Raw genomic sequence first — 22,111 nt, forward strand, 5'->3', positions numbered from 1 at the left:
ACTGCGTGCTGGACTCACCAACATCTCTTTCTTTGGGTACATCAGTCCGTGATAAGAAGTGCATCATAAATGAACACCCCCATGCTGCGCAATTTTTATACAGCACTCAGGACTGATTAAATTTGAACAACGGTAACAGGTAGCGTTGTGCTTCTTCCGTGATAGCCTCGAAGTATTCAGGCTCAAGCGTTCGCCATAAACGTTGATACCAGACATCCTCACCTTCGCCGCGCACCATCATGTTACCTTCATACGCCTGCATGAATTTACTCCGTGCTTTCTGCAGTGACGCGTCATCCGTTAACATGGCATCATTCTGTGCGTCATAACAAGCTTTTATCCAGGCGCCACCGCTCTCGGGCAGTAGCAGGAGCGGTTTATTCATTCCCCGCAGATAGCCTTCAACGTACAAGGATAAATAACGTAACGCCTGCTCTGCGTCCATCGGCGGAAAGCGCCATTCGCCCTCTTTGCGGACAAAAATACGGCTTTCGCCTTTATGGCCGCCAGCACTGTAGACAAGATGTTCGAGCCAGAGTTGCAAACCTTGTGAAACGCTAAGCATGGAAGGACGCCAGCGCAGGAGCCCATCCGGCTGTACCTGAGTTAGCCAGCCCGTGAGCTGCACACCCTGGCAGTTGAGATCGATTTCAATACTGGTTCCGGGTTGCCGGCATTCCCTCACGCGTTCTGCCAGAGCTTCCATCTCCTGGCGCTGCGCCTCCCAGACAATTTCTCCGAACGCCCCGTAGGGTAACTGCCCCGCAGCACGGTAGCGGCGGTAAAGCTTGTCGGCATCTTCCTCTTCAACCAGCGCGTTCAGCAGCTGCAGGTTTAACTGATACCGCTCCAGCCCTTCCAGCGTAAACGGCTCTGCATCAGGAATTTCACTCTCTTCAGAACGGAAATTGACCTGCAACCGTTGCTGGAAGAAAGCGCGTACCGGATGCCCCCAAAACCGCTGAAGCTGTTCAAAGGTCAGGGTGTCTATCGGGCGAGGATCAAGCTCCTGAATGAAATCGGTATGCGCTCTCCCCTCTTTTTTCGCCGCAGGCAGCCATTCGTGGGCATAGCTCTGATGATCGCTGACCACGTAGTTCACCGGGTCAAACGGCATGCGGCTATGGAAGCGGGTGATATGCGCCTTCACCCGCTGCGCGCTTTCATCACAGTTACGGGCTTCATCCCCCGCCAGATAGTGGCTCTGCCCGATATAATCCACCAGTTCCTGCACCAGAACAGAAGGAAAGCGCTCGCTGTTGTCCTGGATAGAGCGGCCGATATAGCTGATATACAGCTGACGTTGAGCCGAAATGAGCGCCTCAAGGAAGAGATAGCGGTCATCGTCGCGACGGCTACGATCGCCCCGCTTTGGATTCGCACTCATCAGATCAAAACCCAGTGGTGCCAGGGCGCGTGGATAAATACCGTCATTCATTCCGAGCAGGCACACCACTTTGAACGGGATAGAACGCATTGGCATCAGGGTGCAAATATTGATTGGGCCTGCCAGGAAACGCTGGCTAATTCGCTCCTGATCGAGCCGTTGCGTCAGCTCATCGCGCAGCAATGACAACGGGATAGCCTCGTTATAGTGGGAACTCATGCCCTCTTCGACGATTGCCTGCCACTGCGTTTCAATGAGCGCCATAGCGGCTTCGGTATCACTGTCCGGCAAGAAGAAATCATTGAGCAATGCCCTGCAAACCGGGAGCCACGCATCCAGCGGACGCGGCTGCATCAACTCAAGCCGCCAGCGGTTAAGTTGCATCAGCAGGGAAGCTAAATGACCGACCAGCTCAGCGATCAACCCGCTGGACTCATCGTAGGGCAGGACTTCATTCCACTCGCCCTGGCTGCTTTCCATCGCATAGCCCAGCAGCATACGCGTCAGGCCAAACCGCCAGGTGTGCTGGCCGGTAGGAGGAAGCTCGAACGCCTGAACGTTGTCATCATCAATGCCCCAGCGTACGCCGGACTCGTTAACCCACTGACGAAGGTAGCGCAGCCCCTCTTCATTGATATTGAAACGTGCGGCCAGGACTGGGACATCCAGTAATGCCAGGACATCTTCGGAGATAAACCGGCTATCCGGTAATGAAAGCAAAGTAATAAAGGCCTGCAAGGCCGGATGAGACTGGCGGGCCCGTCGGTCAGAAATGGCGTACGGCAGGTAGCGTTCACCCGTCGCACTCCCAAAAACAGCCTGAATAAAGGGACTGTAACTGTCGATATCCGCCACCATCACCACAATGTCACGTGGCGTCAGCTCAGGATCGTCCTGCAGCATCGCCAGCAGTTGATCGTGAAGGACTTCAACCTCGCGCTGCGGGCTGTGGCAAACGTGGATCGTGACGCTGCGATCGTCGCCGTCCAGCTTGCGCTTACTGTCGCTGCGTTCAAATTCTTTCGCCGTAACGCCCATGACGGCGCGGTTTTCGAGATCCAGAATGTCGAGCTGGATATTATGCAGCAGGCTATCCGGAGCGATCTCGACGAAGGCATCCACATCCCCTTCGCCTGACGACGTGATGTCTGAGAGCATGTGAATGTAGTCACGGCCCAGCTTTCCCCAAGAGGCAAGCAGCGGGTTTGGCAGGTTTTGAATGCCGTGCTCATCAAATAGCTGTGCGGCAGACGCGCTGTCTTTAAACAGTGGCACGGTACGCTCTTCAAACAGGCGTCGTCTCTGGCGAGACACCAGCCGCGAAAGCCAGCGTTCATCCTGAATGTCGCCCCAGTACTGGCGACACGGATTGGTAAAGAGGATATGTATGTCGATGTGTTTACCCAGCGCACTCAGCGCCTGCAAATACACCGGTGGCAGCGCCGAGATGCCGCAGATAAACACGCGAGAGGGCAGCCGGGCTGGTCGCTCAGCGCTGTTTTCCAGTATGGAGATAAACCGCTGGTAGAGGTTTGCACGGTGCCACTTCGGCTGGCCGAGTTTCTCAGTGTGTTCCACCAGCGCTTTCCAGAGCGGTGCCTGCCAGACTTGCGCCTCCGGTAACCCGTCGACCCGCTCGCCCGCTTCCCAGCGAGTCAGCCATTCCGGGCGATACACCAGATACTGGTCATAGAGATCGGCGGTGCGCGATGCCAGCTGGAACAGCTTGCGTTTATCGGTGTCGTCATTGAGGTAGTGGCGCAGCATGACGAATTCATCATGCTGCAGCATGTCCGGCAGCAATGCCATCAGCTTCCAGCTCATGCTTTGCTTGTTGAAGGCACTCTGCTCCGGGATGTCCGGCAACACGCGGACAAACATCTCCCAGATAAAACTCGCGGGCAGCGGGAAATCGATATTTGCGGCAATGCCGAATTTACGCGAAAGCGACATTTGCAGCCACTGCGCCATACCGGTGCTCTGCACCAGCACCATTTCTGGCTCAAAAGGATCGTCAAGCCGCTCGCGCTCAACGATAAATTCCATCAGCGCTTCCAGCACATCCAGACGATTTGAGTGGTAGACCCTTAACATAGACACTCCCGACTACTGGCTAACCGGGCAATGCAGACGCGTCATCTCGCCGCGCCGCCCCAGAGGAGAAATAAGTGTAACCGTGATGCTGACACATCCAGAGAGTGTTGTCTGCCCCCGACTGACCTGCCAGCCTGCCGGGAGAGCAATTGTTGAAAGCTGAGACTGATTCCAGGCATGGTGCCAGAGCTGACGATACTGATTAAACATGGAGAACCGCGTCGCCAGTGCCCGCTGATAACCCGACAGTGCCGTGACAATCATCACCAGCAGCATCATCGCCAGTAACACCTCAACCATGCTAAAGCCTTTTTCTCTGCTCACGGCAGCTGGCATAACGCACTCTCCTTAAGCGGACAAAAATCACTCCAGCCGTGTGGCGAGAAATGGATCTTACCGTCGATGATTTCGCCTCTGCGCCATAGCTGCAGGTCATCACTCCCGGCGATAAGCAGCACACGCGTTTCATTCAGTAGCCGCAGGCAAACTCGCCATGCCGATACCTTTTTGCACTGGATCTCAGGCTCAGACAACCAGCTCTGAACGCGTCCCCATTCAAGCGCTGACTGCACGGATGCCTGCTGTTGAACCGAGCGGCTCTCACCGCCCACCAGTGCGCTAAACGTGGTCAGCTGCTGATTGAGGCCGGTGAGGATCAGCGTGCCCAACACCAGTAAAAGTAATACCAGCGCCAGCGAGGACATTCCGCGCTGCCGGTTCACAGGTTGTACCCCGTGACGCCATAAAAAGCCTGACAGGGCGCCCCCTGCTCGCCCTGACGAAGGGCGGTCATTTCAATATTCAACTGGGGGGCAAACCCCGCATGCTCAACTTGACTCACCACAAAGTGCTGGATGAGAAGCCTGTTGGGGTCAGTGAGTTTCTCCCATCCCTTACCCTCACACGAGGTCGCCCCATGCAGGGTCTCCAGTGCACCTGATTCCAGACGAAAACCTGTGCTGTCGTTTTCCGAAGACGAGCTATCCCAGTTACCGTTACTGTTTGCATCCCACCGTACAATGACACAGCGACCTTGCCTGCCGATCGTCAGTCCCTGCCCCGCACAGTTTCCGGCGCAATACCCCGCACGCTGAAGCTGTTTGCCGAGGGAAAAAAGGCGTTGCCACACCTCCTCCTCAAGCTCCCGCTGACCGGACTGCTGTAAAACAGCCCGCTGCAAGCCCGGTAAAAAGCGCGAGGCGCTTATCAGTAACAGACTGCTGATCGCCGTGGCAATCAGAACTTCCATCAGTGAGAAACCCTGCTGGTTTAGGGACATGAACCTTCTCCTGTGACATTGCACATCCTGATTCGCCCTCCATTCGAGACAATGACGAGCCATTCTCCTGCACGACTTTGCAGGCGTATTCGCCCTGCCCATGCCGTATCCCTGAGTCCATAGAAGCCAAATAACGGCGTTATTTCACTTACCGTGACCTCCGGCCACAGGGGAATAAATACAAACGGACTGCCCTTATCACAGCCCTGCACGAATGCGCTCATCAGACAGGTGACGCCCCTGTCGCGTCGCAGTGTGACCTGGTGGTCACGGTTGTGCCGGTTTGCGTCATTACGCAGAAAGACCAGGTAATCACGCACCTGCCCGGCGGTTTGCCAGAGCCGTTGCTGCCGTTGCCAGTTGTCCCAGCCATATAGCCCGGAGGCGCTGAGAATGACCACCAGCGAGATAGCCACCAGGGTTTCGATAAGCGTAAAACCGTTCTCTTTTTTCATGCCGGGAGTGTGGCGAAATGGCCTGGAATTGACGAGCTACGGATGACCGTTTTACGAGCCCTTATCAAGGAAAGTTAAGCGGTTGCAGTGCGTTGCATACGTTCTGGATAACGCGTCGGAAAGCGGGAAGAAGGCGAAAAAAAACCGGCGCTAAACAGCACCGGTTATGTCACGATTGACGGCCTCAGATAGCGACGGGCGCTTTGATGCCTGGATGAGGGTCATAACCCTCAATCTCAAAATCGTCAAAGCGGTAATCAAAAATGGATTCCGGTTTGCGTTTGATAATCAGCTTAGGCAAGGCGCGCGGTTCGCGGGTCAACTGGAGATGCGTCTGTTCCATATGGTTGCTGTAGAGATGGGTATCCCCACCGGTCCAGACGAAATCGCCCACTTCCAGATCGCACTGCTGCGCCATCATATGCACTAACAGCGCATAGCTGGCAATGTTGAACGGCAGGCCGAGGAACACGTCGCAGGAGCGCTGATAGAGCTGGCAGGAGAGCTTACCGTCTGCCACATAGAACTGGAAGAACGCATGGCACGGTGCCAGTGCCATTTTGTCCAGCTCGCCGACGTTCCAGGCGGAAACAATAATACGGCGCGAGTCCGGATCGTTTTTCAACTGGTTCATCACGGTGGTGATCTGGTCAATATGGCGGCCATCCGGCGTAGGCCATGCGCGCCACTGCTTACCGTACACCGGGCCCAGGTTGCCGTTTTCATCTGCCCATTCATCCCAGATAGAGACGTTGTTTTCATGCAGATACGCAACGTTGGTATCGCCTTGCAGGAACCAGAGCAGTTCATGAATGATCGAGCGCAGGTGGCAGCGCTTTGTCGTCACCAGCGGAAAACCTTCCTGCAGATTGAAGCGCATCTGGTGGCCAAAAATGGAGAGCGTGCCGGTACCGGTACGGTCATTTTTCGGCGTGCCCTCATCGAGCACTTTTTTCATCAGTTCAAGATACTGTTTCATGGTTCCTCAGGAAAGTTGTTGCTGTGGACGACGACGATACGCCCAAATCATCATAATGACACCCGCGACAATCATCGGAATGGAGAGGATCTGCCCCATGCTGATGTACTGTACCCATTCGCCGGTGAACTGTGCATCCGGCTGGCGGAAGAACTCGACGATGATACGGAATGCACCGTAGCCAATCAGGAACAGACCGGAGACAGACCCCATCGGACGCGGTTTACGGATAAAGAGATTCAGGATGATAAACAGCACCACGCCTTCCAGCGCCAGCTCGTAAAGCTGAGACATATGGCGCGGCAGAACACCGTAAGTATCGAACAGGGATTGCCACTCAGGATGAGACGGCAGCAGCGCCATGTCCTCTGCACGCGAGCCCGGGAACAGCATGGTAAAGGAGACACTCGGGTCGACACGCCCCCAGAGCTCACCATTGATAAAGTTGCCCAGACGTCCTGCTCCCAGACCAAACGGGATCAGTGGCGCGATAAAATCTGACACCTGGAAGAAGTTGCGCTTGGTGCGTTTGGCAAAAATCACCATCACCAGGATCACACCAATCAGCCCGCCGTGGAAGGACATGCCGCCATCCCAGACGCGGAACAGGTAGAGTGGATCGTTCAGGAATACCGGGAGGTTATAGAACAGAACATACCCAATACGGCCGCCCAGGAACACGCCAAGGAAGCCTGCATACAGCAGGTTCTCGACTTCGTTTTTGGTCCAGCCACTGCCGGGACGACTGGCGCGACGGCCAGCAAGCCACATGGCAAAAATGAAGCCGACCAGGTACATCAGACCGTACCAGTGAAGCGAAACAGGTCCTATTGAGAAAATGACCGGATCAAATTCCGGAAAATGCAGATAACCACTGTTCATCTGTCACCACAAGATGTTGTTATTCCGCTGAAAGTGGACAGCGGTAGAAATGCGATTCTGCTGTTAGCAGAGGCTCCAAAGTTGCGAATCATAGCATAAGGCGGACGCGGAGGATGCGCCAGAGATGTAAAAGATGTGTATAGAGGAGTGTGTTATATCCTCACCTCCGCCCTGTCACAAAGGACGAGGACGGAGTGAGGTGAAAAGTACGTATTAGCGACCGCCGCGAATCAGGCCGCCCATACCGCGTCGTTCCATGAAAGCAGCCACCTGATGACGCACTTCGGCGGCCAGCTGCGCTTCAAGACTGCGTTCAGCCAGCTCGCGGGCATCCTCAATATCGATATGCCGCAGCAGGTACTTCACGCGGGCAACCGCACGGCCGTTCATGGAGAGGTGGCGGTACCCCAGCCCAATCAGGATTGCTACGCACATCGAATCCCCGGCCATTTCACCACACAGGCGCAAATCAATATCGTGCTGTTCGGCTTCTCGCGCGATCATCGCTAACGCCCGGATCATCGCAGGGTGCAGGCTGTCATAGATGCTGGCAACACGCGTGTTGTTACGGTCGACGGCCAGAATATACTGCGTCAGGTCATTGGTACCGACCGAGATAAAGTCGACACGGTTAGCCAGCTGCGGCAGCATAAAGACCATTGACGGCACTTCAAGCATCACCCCAATTCGTGGTTTGGGGATCGCATAGCCAATCATCTCTTCGACTTCACGGCCGGCACGCTCAATCAGACGCCGCGCCTCGTCAATCTCATCAATGCTGGTGACCATCGGCAGTAAAATGCTGAGGTTACCCGTCGCCGCATTCGCGCGCAGCATGGCACGCACCTGGATCAGGAAGATCTCAGGCTGATCGAGCGTAATGCGTATCCCACGCCAGCCCAGGCACGGGTTTTCCTCACTGATCGGCATGTACGGCAGCTGTTTATCTGCCCCGACATCAAGGGTGCGCAGGGTGACCGGTTTGTCGTTAAACATCTGCAGCATGCCCTGATACTGCGCGACCTGCTCCTCTTCAGAGGGAAAGCCACTTTGCAGCATGAACGGGATTTCGGTGCGGTATAAGCCGATACCGTCGATGCGGCTGCCGAGCTTCTCTTCATGCTCGGGGCTTAAACCTGCGTTGAGCATGACTTTGATTCGCTCGCCGCTTTTGAGCTGCGCGGGCAGATTAACGTCATCCTCTGCCAGCTTGCTTAATTCATTCTCTTCGCTGATAAGGCGCTGGTATTCCTGAAGCAGAACCGGCTCAGGATCAACCAACAGCTCACCGCGATAACCGTCGACCACCAGGGTACGTCGGTGCAGCACCGATGGCTGGATATCCGCCCCCATAACGGTGGGAATTCCCAGCGCACGCACCATAATGGCCGCGTGCGAGTTCGCCGCGCCATCGCGTACCACTACGCCCGCCAGGCGGTCATGAGGCAGTTCAGCGAGCGTTGTCGCGGAGAGTTCATCGGCAACCAGCACAAAACGTTTTGGCCAGGCATTCGCGCCCTGAATAGTGTCATCAAGATGGAACAGTAAACGCTGCCCCAGGGCGCGTAAATCACCGGCCCGCTCTTTCAGGTAACCGTCGGTCAGTGCCGCAAACTGTTCGGCAAATTTTTCGATGACCTTTTTAACCGCCCACTCCGCAACCGCACCTTTGTCGACTTCGTCAAAAAGCTCGCGGCGCAGACGTGCATCGGAGAGAAGGTGCGAGTAGAGGTCAAAAATGGCCGCTGTCTCTTTTTGCGCCCCAGCGGCAAAGCGCTTGCTGTAGCGACGAAACTCATTCGACGCCTCTTCCAGCGCGGCGGTGAGACGCTCACGCTCAAGCGCTTCATCAAGCGTTGAGGCTTCGTACACCTGCTCCATCAACGGCAGAGTGGCGTCCATCCACCCTTCGGCGATAGCAACGCCCGGCGACGCCGGAAGCGCGCGAATACGCGTATGACGATACTGACCAAACAGTGCCGTCAACTGGGACTGGGAGAGGATCGCGGCCATCTGCGTGGCCAGCGTGACGAGGAAAGACTCTTCGCTTTCATCGTACTGACGCAACTCACGCTGCTGTACCACCAGCACACCAAGCAGCTGACGGCGCTGAATAATCGGCACACCCAGGAAGGCGCGGAAACGATCTTCTTTTACGGAGGGGATATATTTAAAGCTGGGGTGTTTTTGCGCGTCGGCAAGGTTGATAGGTTCGGCGAGTCGCCCAACCAGACCAACGATACCTTCATCAAACGCGAGCGTTACGGTGCGTCCACGTGGCTTTTTCAAACCACGGGTCGCCATCAGGTAATAGCAACGCCGATCGTGGTCGGCCAGATACACCGAACAGACTTCGGTCTCCATCGCAAGACAGATGTCGGTAACCAGAATGTTCAGCGCCTCATTCAGACGCGGCGCACTGGCCACCTTCTCGACTATTTCTCGCAAGCGGGTGAGCATGATTTGCGTAGCTTAACCTCTTTTACGTCGCCAGGCAGGTGCGCTCTGCGGCTTAGGCGGGATCTCCTGAAGCTGCATGACAACACTTGCGAACTCTTTCATCACCCTACGGTAAACATCGCGTTTAAATGACACGACCTGACGAACAGGATACCAATAGCTCACCCAACGCCAGCCATCAAACTCCGGCGTACTGCTGGTTTGCATATTGATATCTGAATCGTTGCCCACCAACTGCAGTAGAAACCATTTTTGTTTCTGGCCGATACAAACCGGCTTTGTGTCCCAACGCACCAAACGTTTCGGTAACTTGTAACGCAACCAGTTGCGGGTCGAAGCCAGGATGCGAACATCTTTTCGGCTTAAACCAACCTCTTCAAACAGCTCCCGGTACATCGCTTGTTCTGGGGACTCTCCCGGGTTGATCCCGCCTTGCGGGAACTGCCAGGAGTGCTGACCATATCGACGGGCCCACATCACCTGGCCCTGACGATTACAAATTACTATTCCTACGTTCGGGCGGTAGCCATCGTCATCAATCACCGGACTACCCCAAACTAAACCTTATATATGAATGATTGTTTCACACTACAGGGAGGCGGTAAACCACTCTCTTACAGGGCTGCAACTTAATAACATTTGAATAACTCACAAATACAGGCAGAGTTATAAACAGATGAGCGGCTCTGAGGGGAATTTTATTCACCTTTTCTGTGGATATAGTTGTGAAGAAGTGTCTGATTACCGATGAACAACCTCAGCCGCCGTCAATCTCCCTCCATTACCAATAAAAAATAAAATCATTATTTTCATAAACTTAATCGTCATAAAACCAACCCACACCGCTTAAGCGTGACGATCGTCACATCAGGGATCGTTGTGCTGATGAAAGATCGAACAGCGTCGGTTTTATCCACAGATTGTGCCAATAAGTTAGGCACAATTTGTTTGAAAATTGGATTTTCGTCGCACGTCAAGGCTGTAAATTGAAACAGTAGTCAGGGTTATGCCCAGTTATCCCACTTTTCTGTGGATAACATGGTGTAAGATCCTGTTCATTGTCAGTGACCAGAATTGAACAACCGAATTTCTGTCCTTCGCCATCCATTTTTAGTGTGCTAAAAAAACCTATAAATCATACACATGGCATATTCGTACAGAAAAAGTTAAACTCTATCCACAGGGGACAATTTCTTAGTGTATTTTTTAATCAAAAGGTTACCTTCATGCATTCGCTTTTACCCTTGCTTTCACCGCCGTCCAGCGAAATCCAGTTGCTACAGCAGGCGCAGCGTCTGGCTGGCTTTTCGCTTGGCGAGCTGGCGGCAATGGCTGGCCTGCCGATCCCTCAGGATCTGAAGCGGGATAAAGGCTGGATCGGCATGCTGCTGGAGCTGTGGCTGGGTGCAAGCGCAGGGAGTAAACCGGAGCAGGATTTCGCCGCCCTGGGCGTAGAGTTAAAAACCATTCCCATCGATAGCCTTGGCAAGCCCCTGGAAACGACATTTGTCTGCGTTGCACCGTTAACCGGGAATACCGGTGTGACGTGGGAAACCAGTCACGTTCGCCATAAACTGAAGCGCGTGCTTTGGGTCCCCGTAGAAGGAGAACGTCAGATCCCGCTGGCTGAACGCCGGGTTGGCGCACCGCTGCTGTGGAGTCCGGATGAAGATGAAGAGCATCAGCTGCGTCTGGACTGGGAAGAGCTGATGGATATGATTGTCCTCGGTCAGGTTGAGCGCATCACCGCCCGACACGGAGAGGTGTTACAGCTGCGGCCAAAGGCGGCGAACAGTAAAGCGCTCACGGAAGCAATCGGTGCCCGGGGCGAACCGATACTGACATTGCCACGCGGTTTTTATCTCAAAAAGAACTTTACCGGGGCGCTGCTTGCTCGCCATTTCTTACTCAAAACGTAGTTTTTTACTTATTTTGAGAGCTCTCAAACATAATCACCTGGTTTTTAAGATTTTACCGCTTCCTCCTGTCGAAATATCGGGTTATTACTACACTATGATTTGATACGAGCCAGGTGAGGACGATAACGATGAAAAAATGGGCAGTGTTAATTTCAGCAGTCGGATTAGCGTTTGCAGTATCGGGCTGTAGCAGCGATTACGTGATGGCGACAAAAGATGGCCGGATGATCCTGACAGACGGCAAGCCGGAAGTCGATGATGACACCGGTCTGGTCAGCTACCGCGATCAGTCCGGGAATAAAATGCAGATCAATCGCGACGAAGTCTCGCAAATTATCGAGCGATAAACAGAGAGAGGTCAGTACCTTGCTGGCCTTTTTGATTTTTTTCTTCCCCTTTTGCTTCCCCTCTGCCATGTTTATATTCCTTTGTCGGGAGGTTCCTGACGCGGTCTACATGTCTATTGAAGGAAGCCGGCTATGCATTATCACCGTATCCCCCACAGCTCTCTGGAGATAAGCCAACTGGGGTTGGGCACGATGACATTTGGTGAACAAAACAGCGAAGCCGATGCCCATGCACAACTCGATTATGCCGTCAGCCAGGGCATTAACCTGATTGATGTCGCAGAGATGTACCCTGTTCCTCCACGCCCGGAAACGCAGGGGCTTACCGAAACCTACGTCGGCAACTGGCTGACAAAACGCGGCAATCGCGAAAAACTGGTTATCGCCTCGAAAGTCAGCGGCCCTGCGCGTAACAGCGATGCCGGGATCCGCCCCAACCAGATCCTCGATCGCAAGAATATCCGTGCCGCGCTGGATGCCAGCCTGAAGCGCCTGCAAACCGATTATCTTGATCTCTACCAGGTACACTGGCCGCAGCGTCCAACCAACTGCTTTGGTAAGCTCGGCTACAGCTGGAACGAAAGCGCTCCCGCCGTTACGCTGCTTGAAACGCTGGAAGCGCTGACCGAATGCCAGCGAGCGGGCAGAATCCGCTACATCGGCGTGTCTAACGAAACGGCTTTTGGCGTTATGCGCTACCTGCACCTGGCTGATAAACACGATCTGCCGCGCATTGTCACCATCCAGAACCCCTACAGCCTGCTCAACCGCAGTTACGAAGTGGGTCTGGCCGAAGTGACGCAATATGAAGAGGTTGAGCTGCTTGCCTATTCCTGCCTGGGCTTTGGTACGCTGACGGGTAAATACCTGAACGGTGCGAAGCCAGCCGGTGCGCGTAATACGCTCTTCAGCCGCTTTACCCGCTATAGCGGCGAGCAGACGCAGAAAGCCGTCGCGGCCTACGTTGATATTGCGAAGCGCCACGGGCTCGATCCTGCCCAGATGGCGCTGGCCTTCGTACGCCGTCAGCCGTTTGTGGCCAGCACCCTGCTGGGCGCAACGACGATGGAACAGTTGAAAACCAACATTGAGAGTTTCCATCTGGACCTGAGCGAGGACGTGCTGGCGGAGATTGACGCGGTGCATCAGGTTTATACCTATCCGGCACCGTAAAAAAAGCAAAACGGCAACCTCTGTTGCCGTTTTTAATGTTTGCACCCGCTTGTGAAAAGGCGCTGAAGACGACCCGAATCAGCGGCGGCGCTGCCAGACCCACAAGCCGGCAATCGCCAGCGCGAACAGTCCACCGAACCCGACGCCAATCCCCACCACAGGCGCACCGGCTTTAACCGCCAGCGAATACAGGCCCAGCATCAGCAGCATCGCCAGGTTTTCACCGAGGTTTTGCACCGCAATAGCATTGCCCGCCCCGACCGTCTGCTTGCCACGCTCCTGTAATAGCGCATTCAGCGGCACCACAAAGAAGCCCCCCAGAATACCAATCAGGATCAGCAGTACGTAGGCTGGCAATAACGCGTGTTGCAGCGCGAAAAAAAGCACCGCAACGCCAATCAGGATCCCTGCCGGCATGCAGCGAGCAACGGTGTCGAGCGTCACCAGTTTTGCCGCTGCCCCCGCGCCCACCACAATCCCGATCGCCACCATCGCATTAAGGTAGGTTGGCGTCGCGTTGTCTGTGATCCCCAGCGCCACCGGCACCCACAGCACCAGCAGGAAGCGCAGCGTAACGCCTGCGCCCCAGAACATACTGGTGCCCATCAGAGAGAATCGCGTTTCACCGTTACGCCACAGCACGCGGCAGGCATTGAAGAAGCTGCCGGTCATCGGCTTAAAGCGCCAGGATTGCCCCGGACGCGCCACCGGCAGTTTCGGAATAAACAGGTTAGCGACTACCGCGCCACCGTACACCACAGCACACACGCCGAGGGCCGCCAGCACGTGCCAGTCAGCGAGGACACCGCCTGCGACGGAGCCAAGCAGGATTGCCGCAATGGTGGAGGACTCCATCAGCCCATTGGCTTTCACCAGCTTATTACCGGTGGTCAACTCCCCGAGGATGCCATACTTCGCCGGGGAGTAGGCTGCGGCGCCAATGCCGACCAGCGTATAGCCAATAAACGGATTGAAACCAAAACAAATGCTGGCGGCTCCCAGCAGTTTCAGGCCGTTGGCAAACATCATTACCCGGCCTTTCGGGAAGCTGTCCGCAACCTGTCCAACAAACGGTGCAAAGATAATGTAAGCGCCCACAAACACCATCTGCAGAACCGGCTGACTCCAGTCGGGGTAAAACTCAGCCTTGAGCAGTGCCAGCGTGGCAAACAGCAGCGCGTTATCGCCAAAGGCGGAAAGGAACTGGGCGGCAATCACCGCCATCATGCCTTTTGAGCGCAGAGAGGTGTTAGTGTGTACTGACTCACGCATTATGTTGTTCCGCCTGTTCAACCATGCCCTTGAGGGTCACGAAGTCGGGCTTACCGCTGCCGAGCACCGGAAGCTGTTTCAGGTAGCGAATATCACGAGGTACCGCCAGCTCCGGAATGCCGTGCTCGCGGGCATAGCTCAGTAACTGGTCGCGCTTAAGCTCGCTGTCGGTGGTGAACAGTACCAGCGCCTCGCCTTTACTTGCATCACTCTTCACAACCGTGGCATGCATCTTGTCGGCGGAGACGCCCGATGCCAGCTGTTCAACCATCTCAAGCGAGACCATTTCACCCGCAATCTTGGCAAAGCGTTTTGCACGCCCCTGGATCTGCACAAAGCCTTGCTCATCGAAACGTACAATATCGCCGGTGTCGTACCAGCCCGTTTCAATCTCGCCATTAACGTTTTCTGCGGTCGGTGCTTCCAGCACGCCGGGGTTTTCCACGCGCAGATAGCCGTTCATCACGTTTGGCCCTTTCAGCTGCAGACGGCCGCCGTCTTCAATACCAGGCACCGCCAGCAGACGAGCATCCAGCCCAGGCAGAATTCGGCCGACTGTCCCCGGCTTCGCCGCCATTGGCACGTTGATAGAGACCACCGGCGCACACTCTGTCACGCCATACCCCTCAAGGATACGCAGACCAAATTTGTCCTGCCAGATCTGTCGCGTGCTCTCCTGCAGTTTTTCCGCGCCAGCAACCACGTAGCGCACGCGGAAGAAGTCATAGGGATTGGCGAAACGCGCGTAGTTCCCGAGGAAGGTTGAGGTTCCAAACAACACGGTACAGTTACGGTCATACACCAGCTCCGGCACAATGCGATAATGCAACGGGCTTGGATAAAGGAAGACTTCGGCACCGGTCAGCAGCGGCGTGAAAAGCCCCACCGTCAGGCCAAAAGAGTGGAACAGTGGCAGCGCTGACATAAACCGGTCTTTCGCGGTAAAGTCGGCAATGCTTTTGATCTGCTCAACGTTCGCCAGAATACTCTTGTGACTGTGGACGACGCCTTTCGGGTTGCCTTCTGAGCCAGAGGTGAAGAGGATAATCGCGTCGTCTTCCGGCTGCTGTTTCACCTGGGCCAGACGCGGCATCAGCAGATGAGCAAAAATCCACAGTTTGTCGCCTGTCGTCACGTCCGCTTTAAGATCTTCCAGGAAGACCCAGCGTACCTGGGTAAGCTGTTCAGGAAGATGCCACAGTTTGCCTTTGTCGAGGAACTGGCGGGAGGTAAAGACGGTTTTGATTTGCGCTGCCGTGATGGCGCTGGTCAGCCCTTTCACGCCCGCCGTGTAGTTCATCATCGCCGGAATACGGCCACGGGAAACGGCTCCAAAAATCACCGCCGCACTGATGCCTGCGTTGGGCAGCATCAGGCCAATCTTTTCGCCCTGCTGACTGTACTTCTCAAGAATACGGCCCACGAACAATGTTTTGGTCAGCAGCTTGCGATAGGTATCCGGGGTAAAGTTGATGTCTTCGATGCAGTTTTTCTTCGCGCCGTAGCGGTGCTGTGCCGACAGCAGGGATTCATACAGCGTCTCGCGCGGGCGGACCGCCATACGCGCTTCCATCATAATCTGGTGCAGCATCTCTCCGGCAATTTTACGGCGATCGCGTGCACGGGGCGCGTCAGGCATCGGTAACGACGTTGGCGGCAGGATATGCAACGTAATTTTTGGGAACACGCGCTGCTTTACCAGCCCTTTCAGACGGCTGAAATAGGAGCGCTCCGCTCCTTCAATACGCAGTGGCACCACGGTTGCTTTTGACTTCGCCGCGACAAACCCGGCGCCGTCGTAGATTTTCATCAGTGAACCGGTCACCGAGATGCGACCTTCCGGGAAAATAACCACCGGACGCCCCTGCTCCACCAGACGCACCAGATGTTTAATCATCATCGGTTTGGTCGGGTCGAGCGGCACAAAATCAATCAGCGGCGTGAGCCAGCGCATGTACCACTGCTGGCTGATGGAGGTATAAACCGCAAACACCGGACGCACGGGCAGAAATAGCGCCAGCAGAATGCCGTCGATAAAGGAAACATGGTTTGGTGTGATAAGAACGCGTTCGCCGCGAAGCGCCTGAGCATCGCCAGTGACGCGAATGCGAAAGAGAATACGGAAGAGTATACGGAAGAACCCAAAAAGCATCTCAACTCCCTTTGCCAGCCAGTGTGAAGGGTTGATAGTAAATGGTGGCAGATTACACGAGAAGTGATACGGGAGCGACTGCAAAGTTGAGGCGAAAAAAAACCTGCGCATCCGCGCAGGTTGGTGCAAGAGAAGAGTACGAAACCGTACTAAGAATTCTCACCAATCAATACCTCTGGGATCTCGACTCTATCAATCTCCCCCTCATCCTCGCCATCGGACAATCGCAACAGCCTGAGGCAAAGTGTAACTAAAGGTTCAGATTGACATTATTCAGACATGACTGCCCGTGTAACGATTACACGGCCAGGGTTGTGCTGCGTCACGTTTGTGGAGGGCGAAACCCCGCGCCCCTTGAATGCACGGCGCTTTTCCGCAACACTATTTCGTGTGTAAACGCTTACCCCCACTAAGAAGGTATGTAATGGCGACAATAAAGGATGTGGCCCGTCTGGCTGGTGTTTCCGTGGCGACCGTCTCGCGCGTGATCAACGACTCCCCTAAAGCCAGTGACGCATCACGCCAGGCGGTGCAAAACGCCATGGAATCATTGAATTATCATCCGAATGCCAACGCCCGCGCCCTTGCCCAACAGTCTACTGAAACCATCGGACTGGTGGTGGGCGATGTGTCTGACCCGTTTTTCGGCGCCATGGTAAAAGCGGTTGAACAGGTTTCTTATCAGACCGGCAATTTTCTGCTGATTGGCAATGGCTATCACAACGAACAAAAAGAACGCCAGGCTATCGAACAGCTGATGCGCCACCGCTGCGCTGCGCTGGTTGTTCACGCCAAAATGATCCCCGATGCTGAACTCATTCATCTGATGAAGCAGATCCCCGGCATGGTGATCATCAACCGAATTATTCCCGGTTTTGAGAAACGCTGTGTGGCACTCGACGACCGCTACGGCGCCTGGCTTGCTACCCGCCATTTGATTCAGCAGGGCCATACCCGCATTGGTTATCTCTGCTCCAATCACCCGATTTCCGATGCCGAAGATCGCCTGCAGGGCTACTACGATGCCCTGCGCGAAAACGGTTTGCCGTGTAATGACCGGCTGGTGGCCTACGGCGAGCCAGATGAGAGTGGCGGCGAACAGGCAATGACAGAGCTGCTGGGGCGTGGACGGAATTTCACGGCGGTTGCCAGCTATAACGACTCGATGGCCGCCGGGGCAATGGGGGTGTTAAATGACAACGGAATCGAGGTGCCGGGAGAAATTTCACTCATTGGCTTCGATGATGTGCTGGTGTCCCGCTACGTGCGTCCGCGCCTGACCACCGTACGTTACCCGATTATCACAATGGCAACGCAGGCTGCGGAGCTGGCACTGGCGCTGGCCGAACAACGCCAGCCACCGGATATCACCCACCTGTTCAGCCCCACCTTAGTCCGCCGTCACTCCGTAGGTTCGCCAGCAGAAGCGGGAGAGGAATAGCGATACAGATGTACCGTTTTGTTCGGGTATTCGAGCGCATCGCCAATGTATTGCCAGCCGTAACGTTCGTAGAAGTCGCGGCAGGCAGACCACAGATGCAGTTCGTGATACCCGGCCTGCGCGGCATAGGCGATAACATGCTGCTGCAGTTTTCCCGCCAGTCCGTTACCACGCGCCGCTTCATCAACGTACAGCGCAGCCAGCCACGGACAAAGATCCTGTCGGGTGATTAAATCGCAGCGCCAGATCCCGACCGTACCCAGAAGCTGTTCGCCCTCCAGAGCAATAAAGGTCAACGGTAACGCGCCCGGCGTCTGGCTATGTTCAACGATGCTCTGGAAAAACGCCCGCGTAAGCCCGTCACCGAACGCCTGCCAGATCCAGTCAGTTACCTGTTCCGCATACTGAGGCGCGGTATAGAGAGGCAGAATAGTCACACCAGCTTCCCCTGAAACACGGGCACAGATTCAAAAAGATAACCGTCAAAATCCGGCGCATCTTCATCGGAGAGTTCAAGTAAGCTCTTTTTCACATTTTCCAGATGCTGGAACATCGCCTGCCAGGCGCCCATCACATCACGACGACGAAGCGCCGCGAGGATGGTTTGCCTGTCGCCCAGCCATTTCAGGCGGTATGCACGGCTGGCGATATGCCCATTGAATTGCTGCCACAGCGGGCTGCTGTCCATGTGGTGCCAGATACTCTCTACCGTTGCCAGCAGCATCTGGTTTTGCGTTGCCCCCGCCAGCACCAGGTGAAACATTTTATTGTTGTCCTGGCTGTTATCGTTGGCGGCAATGGCGCGCTGCTCCTGCTCAATAATACGGCGCAGATTGTCGATGTCTGCGCGTGTCGCCATTTTGGCAGCAAACGCGGCGATGTTGCTTTCGAGGAGCTGGCGCGCCTGCAGGATCTCAAAGGGGCCGACGTCGCTGTTCAGAAAACGTTCTTCTTCGTTTTCGTGTTCTTCAGGAATGCGCATCACATAAACGCCAGACCCCTGGCGGATATCCACCGTGCCCTGCAGCTCCAGCATCAACAATGCCTCACGCACGATGGTACGACTTACGCCGTACTTCTCAGCAATATTACGCTCGGGCGGCAGACGGGAACCTACGGGATAGTGCCCCTGGATAATTTGCGCCCGTAAATCCTCGCCAATTTCCTGATACTGTTTTTTTTCCGGCAGGATGACAGCCTTATCCACGTTTTCACCTGTTTTTTCAGTTAATGCGCAGGCCGGGCGTCCTCCCGGCCAGTTTGTGCGCTATTTTACCAGAACCAGCATGGTTTTCGCTTACTTCCATTCATCATCGACCGGGAGCGTGAGCACGCGCGCATCGCGCAGCTGCCGGAACCAGCTCGCCGACCTTTTCGCCCGCCTGGCGCGATTGTTATCGAGATCGATCTCAATCAGCCCGTAGCGATTTTTGAAGGCGTTCATCGGTGATACGTTGTCCGTGAAGGCCCACAGCATATAGCCATGACAGTTTGCCCCCTCCTCCCGCGCCAGCAGCGTGTAATAGAGGTGCTCGCGAATGAACGCAATGCGGTACTCGTCGTCAATGACCCCGTCACTGTTGCGAAACTGCGCTTCGTTCTCCACGCCCATCCCGCTCTCCGCCACGAACCAGTCGATGTTGCGGTAGTCATTTTTTATTCGCATCGCCATATCGTAGATAATGCGGGGGTAGATTTCCCAGCCGCGGGATTTATTCATTCGCCGTCCTGGCAGTTCGAACGGTTCGTAGTAGTACGCCGGGTGGAACGGTGTCTCCGGGTGCCAGGCACGAGACGGCGCTTTCACCCGATGCGGGTAATAGAGGTTTATCCCCAGCTCATCGACGGTGTTCTGCGCAATCAGTTCCAGCTCTTCTGCGGTGTAGTCCCACGCCACCTGATGCTGTTCCAGCAGCGTAAAGAGTTCTGGCGGGTAGCGCCCGTGCACCAGCGGATCGAGAAATACGCGGTTATAGAACAGATCGTACTTCTCTGCGGCGTTAACATCGTGCGGTGCGCACGATCGAGGATAGGTGACTTCGGGGTTGAGAATACAGCCAACCGAGCCAGGGTAGCCTTTGGCACGAAACAGCTGTACAACCTTTGCCGTCGCCAGAACCTTATGGTGGTTCCACTGCATCCATTTACCGGTATTCTGCTCGTAGGGCCAGCGCAGCGCATCGAGATAAACGCGGGTCTGTACCACGATCGGTTCATTGAAGGTAAACCAGTGGGTGACTTTACCGTGGTAGCGTTCAAAGACTTTTTCCGCATAGCGGACAAACAGGTCGACAACCTGCTTTGAAGCCCAGCCGCCGTAAGTGTCAAGCAGCACGCCCGGCAGCTCGTAATGCTCGAGGCAGATCATCGGCTCAATACCCTGACGGTGCATCTCATCGAACAACGCGTCGTAATAGGCGGCGTACTCCTCGTCCACCGTCACTTTTTCATAGTCGGTTAAAAAACGTGACCAGTTAATCGAGGTTCGGTAGTGCGTCAGCCCCGCCTGCTTCATCAGCGCCACATCCTCACGAAAGCGGTTGATAAAGTCGGTCGCCACCGCCGGGCCATAGCCGTTGTGCCAGACGTGACGATCGTTTTTGTACCAGAGATCGATCCACGAATCCTGCCCCGCCTTTTTTCCGCTCCAGCCTTCGGTTTGCCAGGCTGACGCGGCCGCGCCCAGAATGAAATCCTGCGGAATGGTTATCTGTTTTGTCGTCATCACATCCTCATGCATTGTCGGTCGCCTGTTGCAGCGCGGCCTGTTCGGCACGTCGTGAAGCAATCTTCACAAACGGCAGGTAGATAATGACGGCAGTCACAATGCAGATAAGCTGAGTGATGACCGCCCCCATCGATCCGGCGGTGGAGAGCCAGGCGTTGATCAGCGGCGGCGTGGTCCACGGCACCATCACCACGGCTTTACCGGCAAAGCCGGTTACGGTGGCAAAGTAACCGATAGAGCCGGTCACCAGCGGCGTGATAATAAAAGGAATGGCGAGGATTGGGTTAAGCATGATTGGCATGCCGAAGATCACCGGCTCGTTGATGTTAAAGAGCCCCGGACCAATGGAAAGCTTGGCGATCTCTTTCATCTCTTTGCGTTTGGTGGCAATCATGACCGCGATCAGCAGGCCGATGGTCAGCCCCGACCCGCCGATGCTCATATACACATCCCAGAACGGCATGGTGATGATATTCGGCACCTCTTTGCCCTGCTCAAAGGCGCTCATATTAACGGTGATGGCGCCTAACAGCAGCGGCTCGCGGATCGGCTTGATCATCTGGTTGCCGTGAATACCAATCACCCAGAAAAGCTGTGCGACAAACATCAGCAGCAGAATGCCCGGCAGGCTTTGCACCACGCGCTCCAGCGGCTGTTGCACCACCTGATAGACCGCGTCATAGAGATACATGCCGGTGAGTTGATGGAAGACGAAACCCAATGTGGCAATCGCGGTAGTGGTGATGATCGCCGGGATCAGCGCGGAGAACGATGCCGCCACGTTTGGCGGTACGGTGTCCGGCATCCTGATCTTCAGCCCCTTGCGGTTTTCCAGCCAGCAGTAAATTTCTACCGACAGAATCGCGATAAACATGCCGAGGAACAGGCTACGGGTATCAGAGAACTGACGCAGCAGCACGTCTTTCACCACGTGCATTTCACCATCCACCAGCATCTCAACGGTTGTCGGCGTCACGCAGATAAAGCAGATCACCGCCAGCAGGCCAGGGAATAAGGATTTGATCCCGTTGATGCGGCCCAGTTCGATGCCGATTAAGAACACCGCGCCAATGTTAAGGAAATTCAGGGTGGCGTAATTGAGCGCGCTGGTGATGGGTTTTAGCGTGGCGAGAAAAGAGAGGGACTGGAAGCTCGCCAGGCCATTTTTCGGATCCAGTACCATATTGGAGATCAAGACAGAGAATGCCCCAACGATGATGACCGGCATTAAGGTAATAAAGGCAGACTTGATCGCCATGATATAGCGATAACTGTTGAATTTTGTGGCAAAACTGCCCAGAGCGTCGATCAGTTTTTCCTGTAATGCCATAGGGTAATACCTCAGTAAAAGGGCTTTTATTGGATAAGGTGTACAGCCGGATACTATTGGCATACCAAAAATAGCTTCATGTCGGGTTTTGTTCTGTGATTAAGCTCTCAAGGACGTAACAGGTATTCCAAAATGCAGTTTGTATCGATTTTGGCATACCACTTAAAACCCGGTATTTCGAACTGACCGATCGTTACCTAAAAGCGTGATCGT

General features: G+C 55.0%; 19 protein-coding genes and 1 pseudogene. 5 read left to right on the forward strand and 15 right to left on the reverse strand.

The window, feature by feature from the left end:
- Positions 1 to 106: 106 nt before the first annotated feature.
- The 9 genes from recC to rppH all read right to left on the reverse strand — a co-directional run bounded on the left by recC (position 107) and on the right by rppH (position 10,079).
- Entirely contained in the window at positions 107 to 3,481 is a 3,375-nt protein-coding gene (recC, locus tag BJ887_RS09350) for an exodeoxyribonuclease V subunit gamma (protein ID WP_121339787.1), read from the reverse strand.
- A gap of 12 nt (positions 3,482 to 3,493) precedes the next feature.
- Entirely contained in the window at positions 3,494 to 3,817 is a 324-nt protein-coding gene (locus BJ887_RS09355) for a prepilin-type N-terminal cleavage/methylation domain-containing protein (protein WP_014171443.1), read from the reverse strand.
- Positions 3,802 to 4,203 (reverse strand): DUF2509 family protein, encoded by a 402-nt coding sequence (locus BJ887_RS09360; protein WP_121339788.1) that lies wholly within the window; start codon positions 4,201 to 4,203, stop codon positions 3,802 to 3,804. The genes BJ887_RS09355 and BJ887_RS09360 overlap by 16 nt, the downstream gene beginning before the upstream one ends.
- Positions 4,200 to 4,760, reverse strand: a complete 561-nt coding sequence (locus BJ887_RS09365) for a prepilin peptidase-dependent protein (protein WP_025203343.1) — start codon at positions 4,758 to 4,760, stop codon at positions 4,200 to 4,202. The genes BJ887_RS09360 and BJ887_RS09365 overlap by 4 nt, the downstream gene beginning before the upstream one ends.
- Entirely contained in the window at positions 4,751 to 5,215 is a 465-nt protein-coding gene (locus BJ887_RS09370) for a prepilin peptidase-dependent protein (RefSeq protein ID WP_032680368.1), read from the reverse strand. The genes BJ887_RS09365 and BJ887_RS09370 overlap by 10 nt, the downstream gene beginning before the upstream one ends.
- A 184-nt stretch (positions 5,216 to 5,399) precedes the next feature.
- Complete coding sequence (gene thyA, locus BJ887_RS09375; RefSeq protein ID WP_013098550.1) at positions 5,400 to 6,194, reverse strand: thymidylate synthase; 795 nt, start codon at positions 6,192 to 6,194, stop codon at positions 5,400 to 5,402.
- Positions 6,195 to 6,200: 6 nt separating this feature from the next.
- Positions 6,201 to 7,076 carry a prolipoprotein diacylglyceryl transferase gene (gene lgt, locus BJ887_RS09380; RefSeq protein WP_014171449.1) on the reverse strand — a complete coding sequence of 292 codons (876 nt, stop codon included), beginning with the start codon at positions 7,074 to 7,076 and terminating at the stop codon, positions 6,201 to 6,203.
- Between the two features lie 213 nt (positions 7,077 to 7,289).
- Entirely contained in the window at positions 7,290 to 9,536 is a 2,247-nt protein-coding gene (gene ptsP, locus BJ887_RS09385; RefSeq protein WP_014171450.1) for a phosphoenolpyruvate--protein phosphotransferase, read from the reverse strand.
- A gap of 12 nt (positions 9,537 to 9,548) precedes the next feature.
- Positions 9,549 to 10,079 (reverse strand): RNA pyrophosphohydrolase, encoded by a 531-nt coding sequence (rppH, locus tag BJ887_RS09390; protein ID WP_013098553.1) that lies wholly within the window; start codon positions 10,077 to 10,079, stop codon positions 9,549 to 9,551.
- 463 nt (positions 10,080 to 10,542) lie between these two features.
- Between rppH and BJ887_RS23145 the strand changes: the two are divergent.
- The 4 genes and pseudogenes from BJ887_RS23145 to BJ887_RS09405 all read left to right on the forward strand — a co-directional run.
- Positions 10,543 to 10,608, forward strand: a pseudogene (locus BJ887_RS23145) (hypothetical protein); the annotation flags it as partial.
- A 154-nt stretch (positions 10,609 to 10,762) separates the two neighbouring features.
- Complete coding sequence (gene mutH, locus BJ887_RS09395) at positions 10,763 to 11,455, forward strand: DNA mismatch repair endonuclease MutH (protein WP_020883777.1); 693 nt, start codon at positions 10,763 to 10,765, stop codon at positions 11,453 to 11,455.
- A 128-nt stretch (positions 11,456 to 11,583) separates the two neighbouring features.
- The gene (locus tag BJ887_RS09400; protein ID WP_020883776.1) at positions 11,584 to 11,802 is read left to right on the forward strand and encodes a YgdI/YgdR family lipoprotein; all 219 of its coding nucleotides are present in this window, start codon (positions 11,584 to 11,586) and stop codon (positions 11,800 to 11,802) included.
- A 132-nt stretch (positions 11,803 to 11,934) separates the two neighbouring features.
- Positions 11,935 to 12,975 carry an NADP(H)-dependent aldo-keto reductase gene (locus BJ887_RS09405; RefSeq protein WP_121339789.1) on the forward strand — a complete coding sequence of 347 codons (1,041 nt, stop codon included), beginning with the start codon at positions 11,935 to 11,937 and terminating at the stop codon, positions 12,973 to 12,975.
- Positions 12,976 to 13,053: 78 nt separating this feature from the next.
- On the opposite strand, the gene lplT is transcribed toward BJ887_RS09405, so the two are convergent.
- Positions 13,054 to 14,247, reverse strand: a complete 1,194-nt coding sequence (gene lplT, locus BJ887_RS09410; RefSeq protein WP_121339790.1) for a lysophospholipid transporter LplT — start codon at positions 14,245 to 14,247, stop codon at positions 13,054 to 13,056.
- A complete protein-coding gene (aas, locus tag BJ887_RS09415) occupies positions 14,240 to 16,399 on the reverse strand; it encodes a bifunctional acyl-ACP--phospholipid O-acyltransferase/long-chain-fatty-acid--ACP ligase (protein ID WP_121339791.1) in 2,160 nt (719 codons plus the stop codon). The genes lplT and aas overlap by 8 nt, the downstream gene beginning before the upstream one ends.
- Before the next feature lie 424 nt (positions 16,400 to 16,823).
- On the opposite strand from aas, the gene galR reads away from it, so the two are divergent.
- Complete coding sequence (gene galR, locus BJ887_RS09420) at positions 16,824 to 17,840, forward strand: HTH-type transcriptional regulator GalR (protein WP_020883772.1); 1,017 nt, start codon at positions 16,824 to 16,826, stop codon at positions 17,838 to 17,840.
- Here galR and BJ887_RS09425 read toward each other — a convergent pair.
- The 4 genes from BJ887_RS09425 to BJ887_RS09440 all read right to left on the reverse strand — a co-directional run bounded on the left by BJ887_RS09425 (position 17,801) and on the right by BJ887_RS09440 (position 21,898).
- Positions 17,801 to 18,277, reverse strand: a complete 477-nt coding sequence (locus tag BJ887_RS09425; RefSeq protein ID WP_121339792.1) for a GNAT family N-acetyltransferase — start codon at positions 18,275 to 18,277, stop codon at positions 17,801 to 17,803. The two genes, galR and BJ887_RS09425, sit on opposite strands and share 40 nt — an antisense overlap.
- Complete coding sequence (locus tag BJ887_RS09430; protein ID WP_014171459.1) at positions 18,274 to 19,047, reverse strand: GntR family transcriptional regulator; 774 nt, start codon at positions 19,045 to 19,047, stop codon at positions 18,274 to 18,276. Before BJ887_RS09430 ends, BJ887_RS09425 begins: the two co-directional genes overlap by 4 nt.
- 90 nt (positions 19,048 to 19,137) lie before the next feature.
- On the reverse strand, positions 19,138 to 20,565 hold the full coding sequence (locus tag BJ887_RS09435; protein ID WP_032679731.1) for a glycoside hydrolase family 1 protein: 1,428 nt from the start codon (positions 20,563 to 20,565) through the stop codon (positions 19,138 to 19,140).
- A gap of 7 nt (positions 20,566 to 20,572) precedes the next feature.
- On the reverse strand, positions 20,573 to 21,898 hold the full coding sequence (locus tag BJ887_RS09440) for a PTS sugar transporter subunit IIC (protein ID WP_020883770.1): 1,326 nt from the start codon (positions 21,896 to 21,898) through the stop codon (positions 20,573 to 20,575).
- Between the last annotated feature and the right edge of the window lie 213 nt (positions 21,899 to 22,111).

It is taken from the genome of Enterobacter sp. WPR_3_1, from assembly GCF_003635055.1.
Taxonomy (GTDB): Bacteria; Pseudomonadota; Gammaproteobacteria; order Enterobacterales; family Enterobacteriaceae; genus Enterobacter; species Enterobacter ludwigii.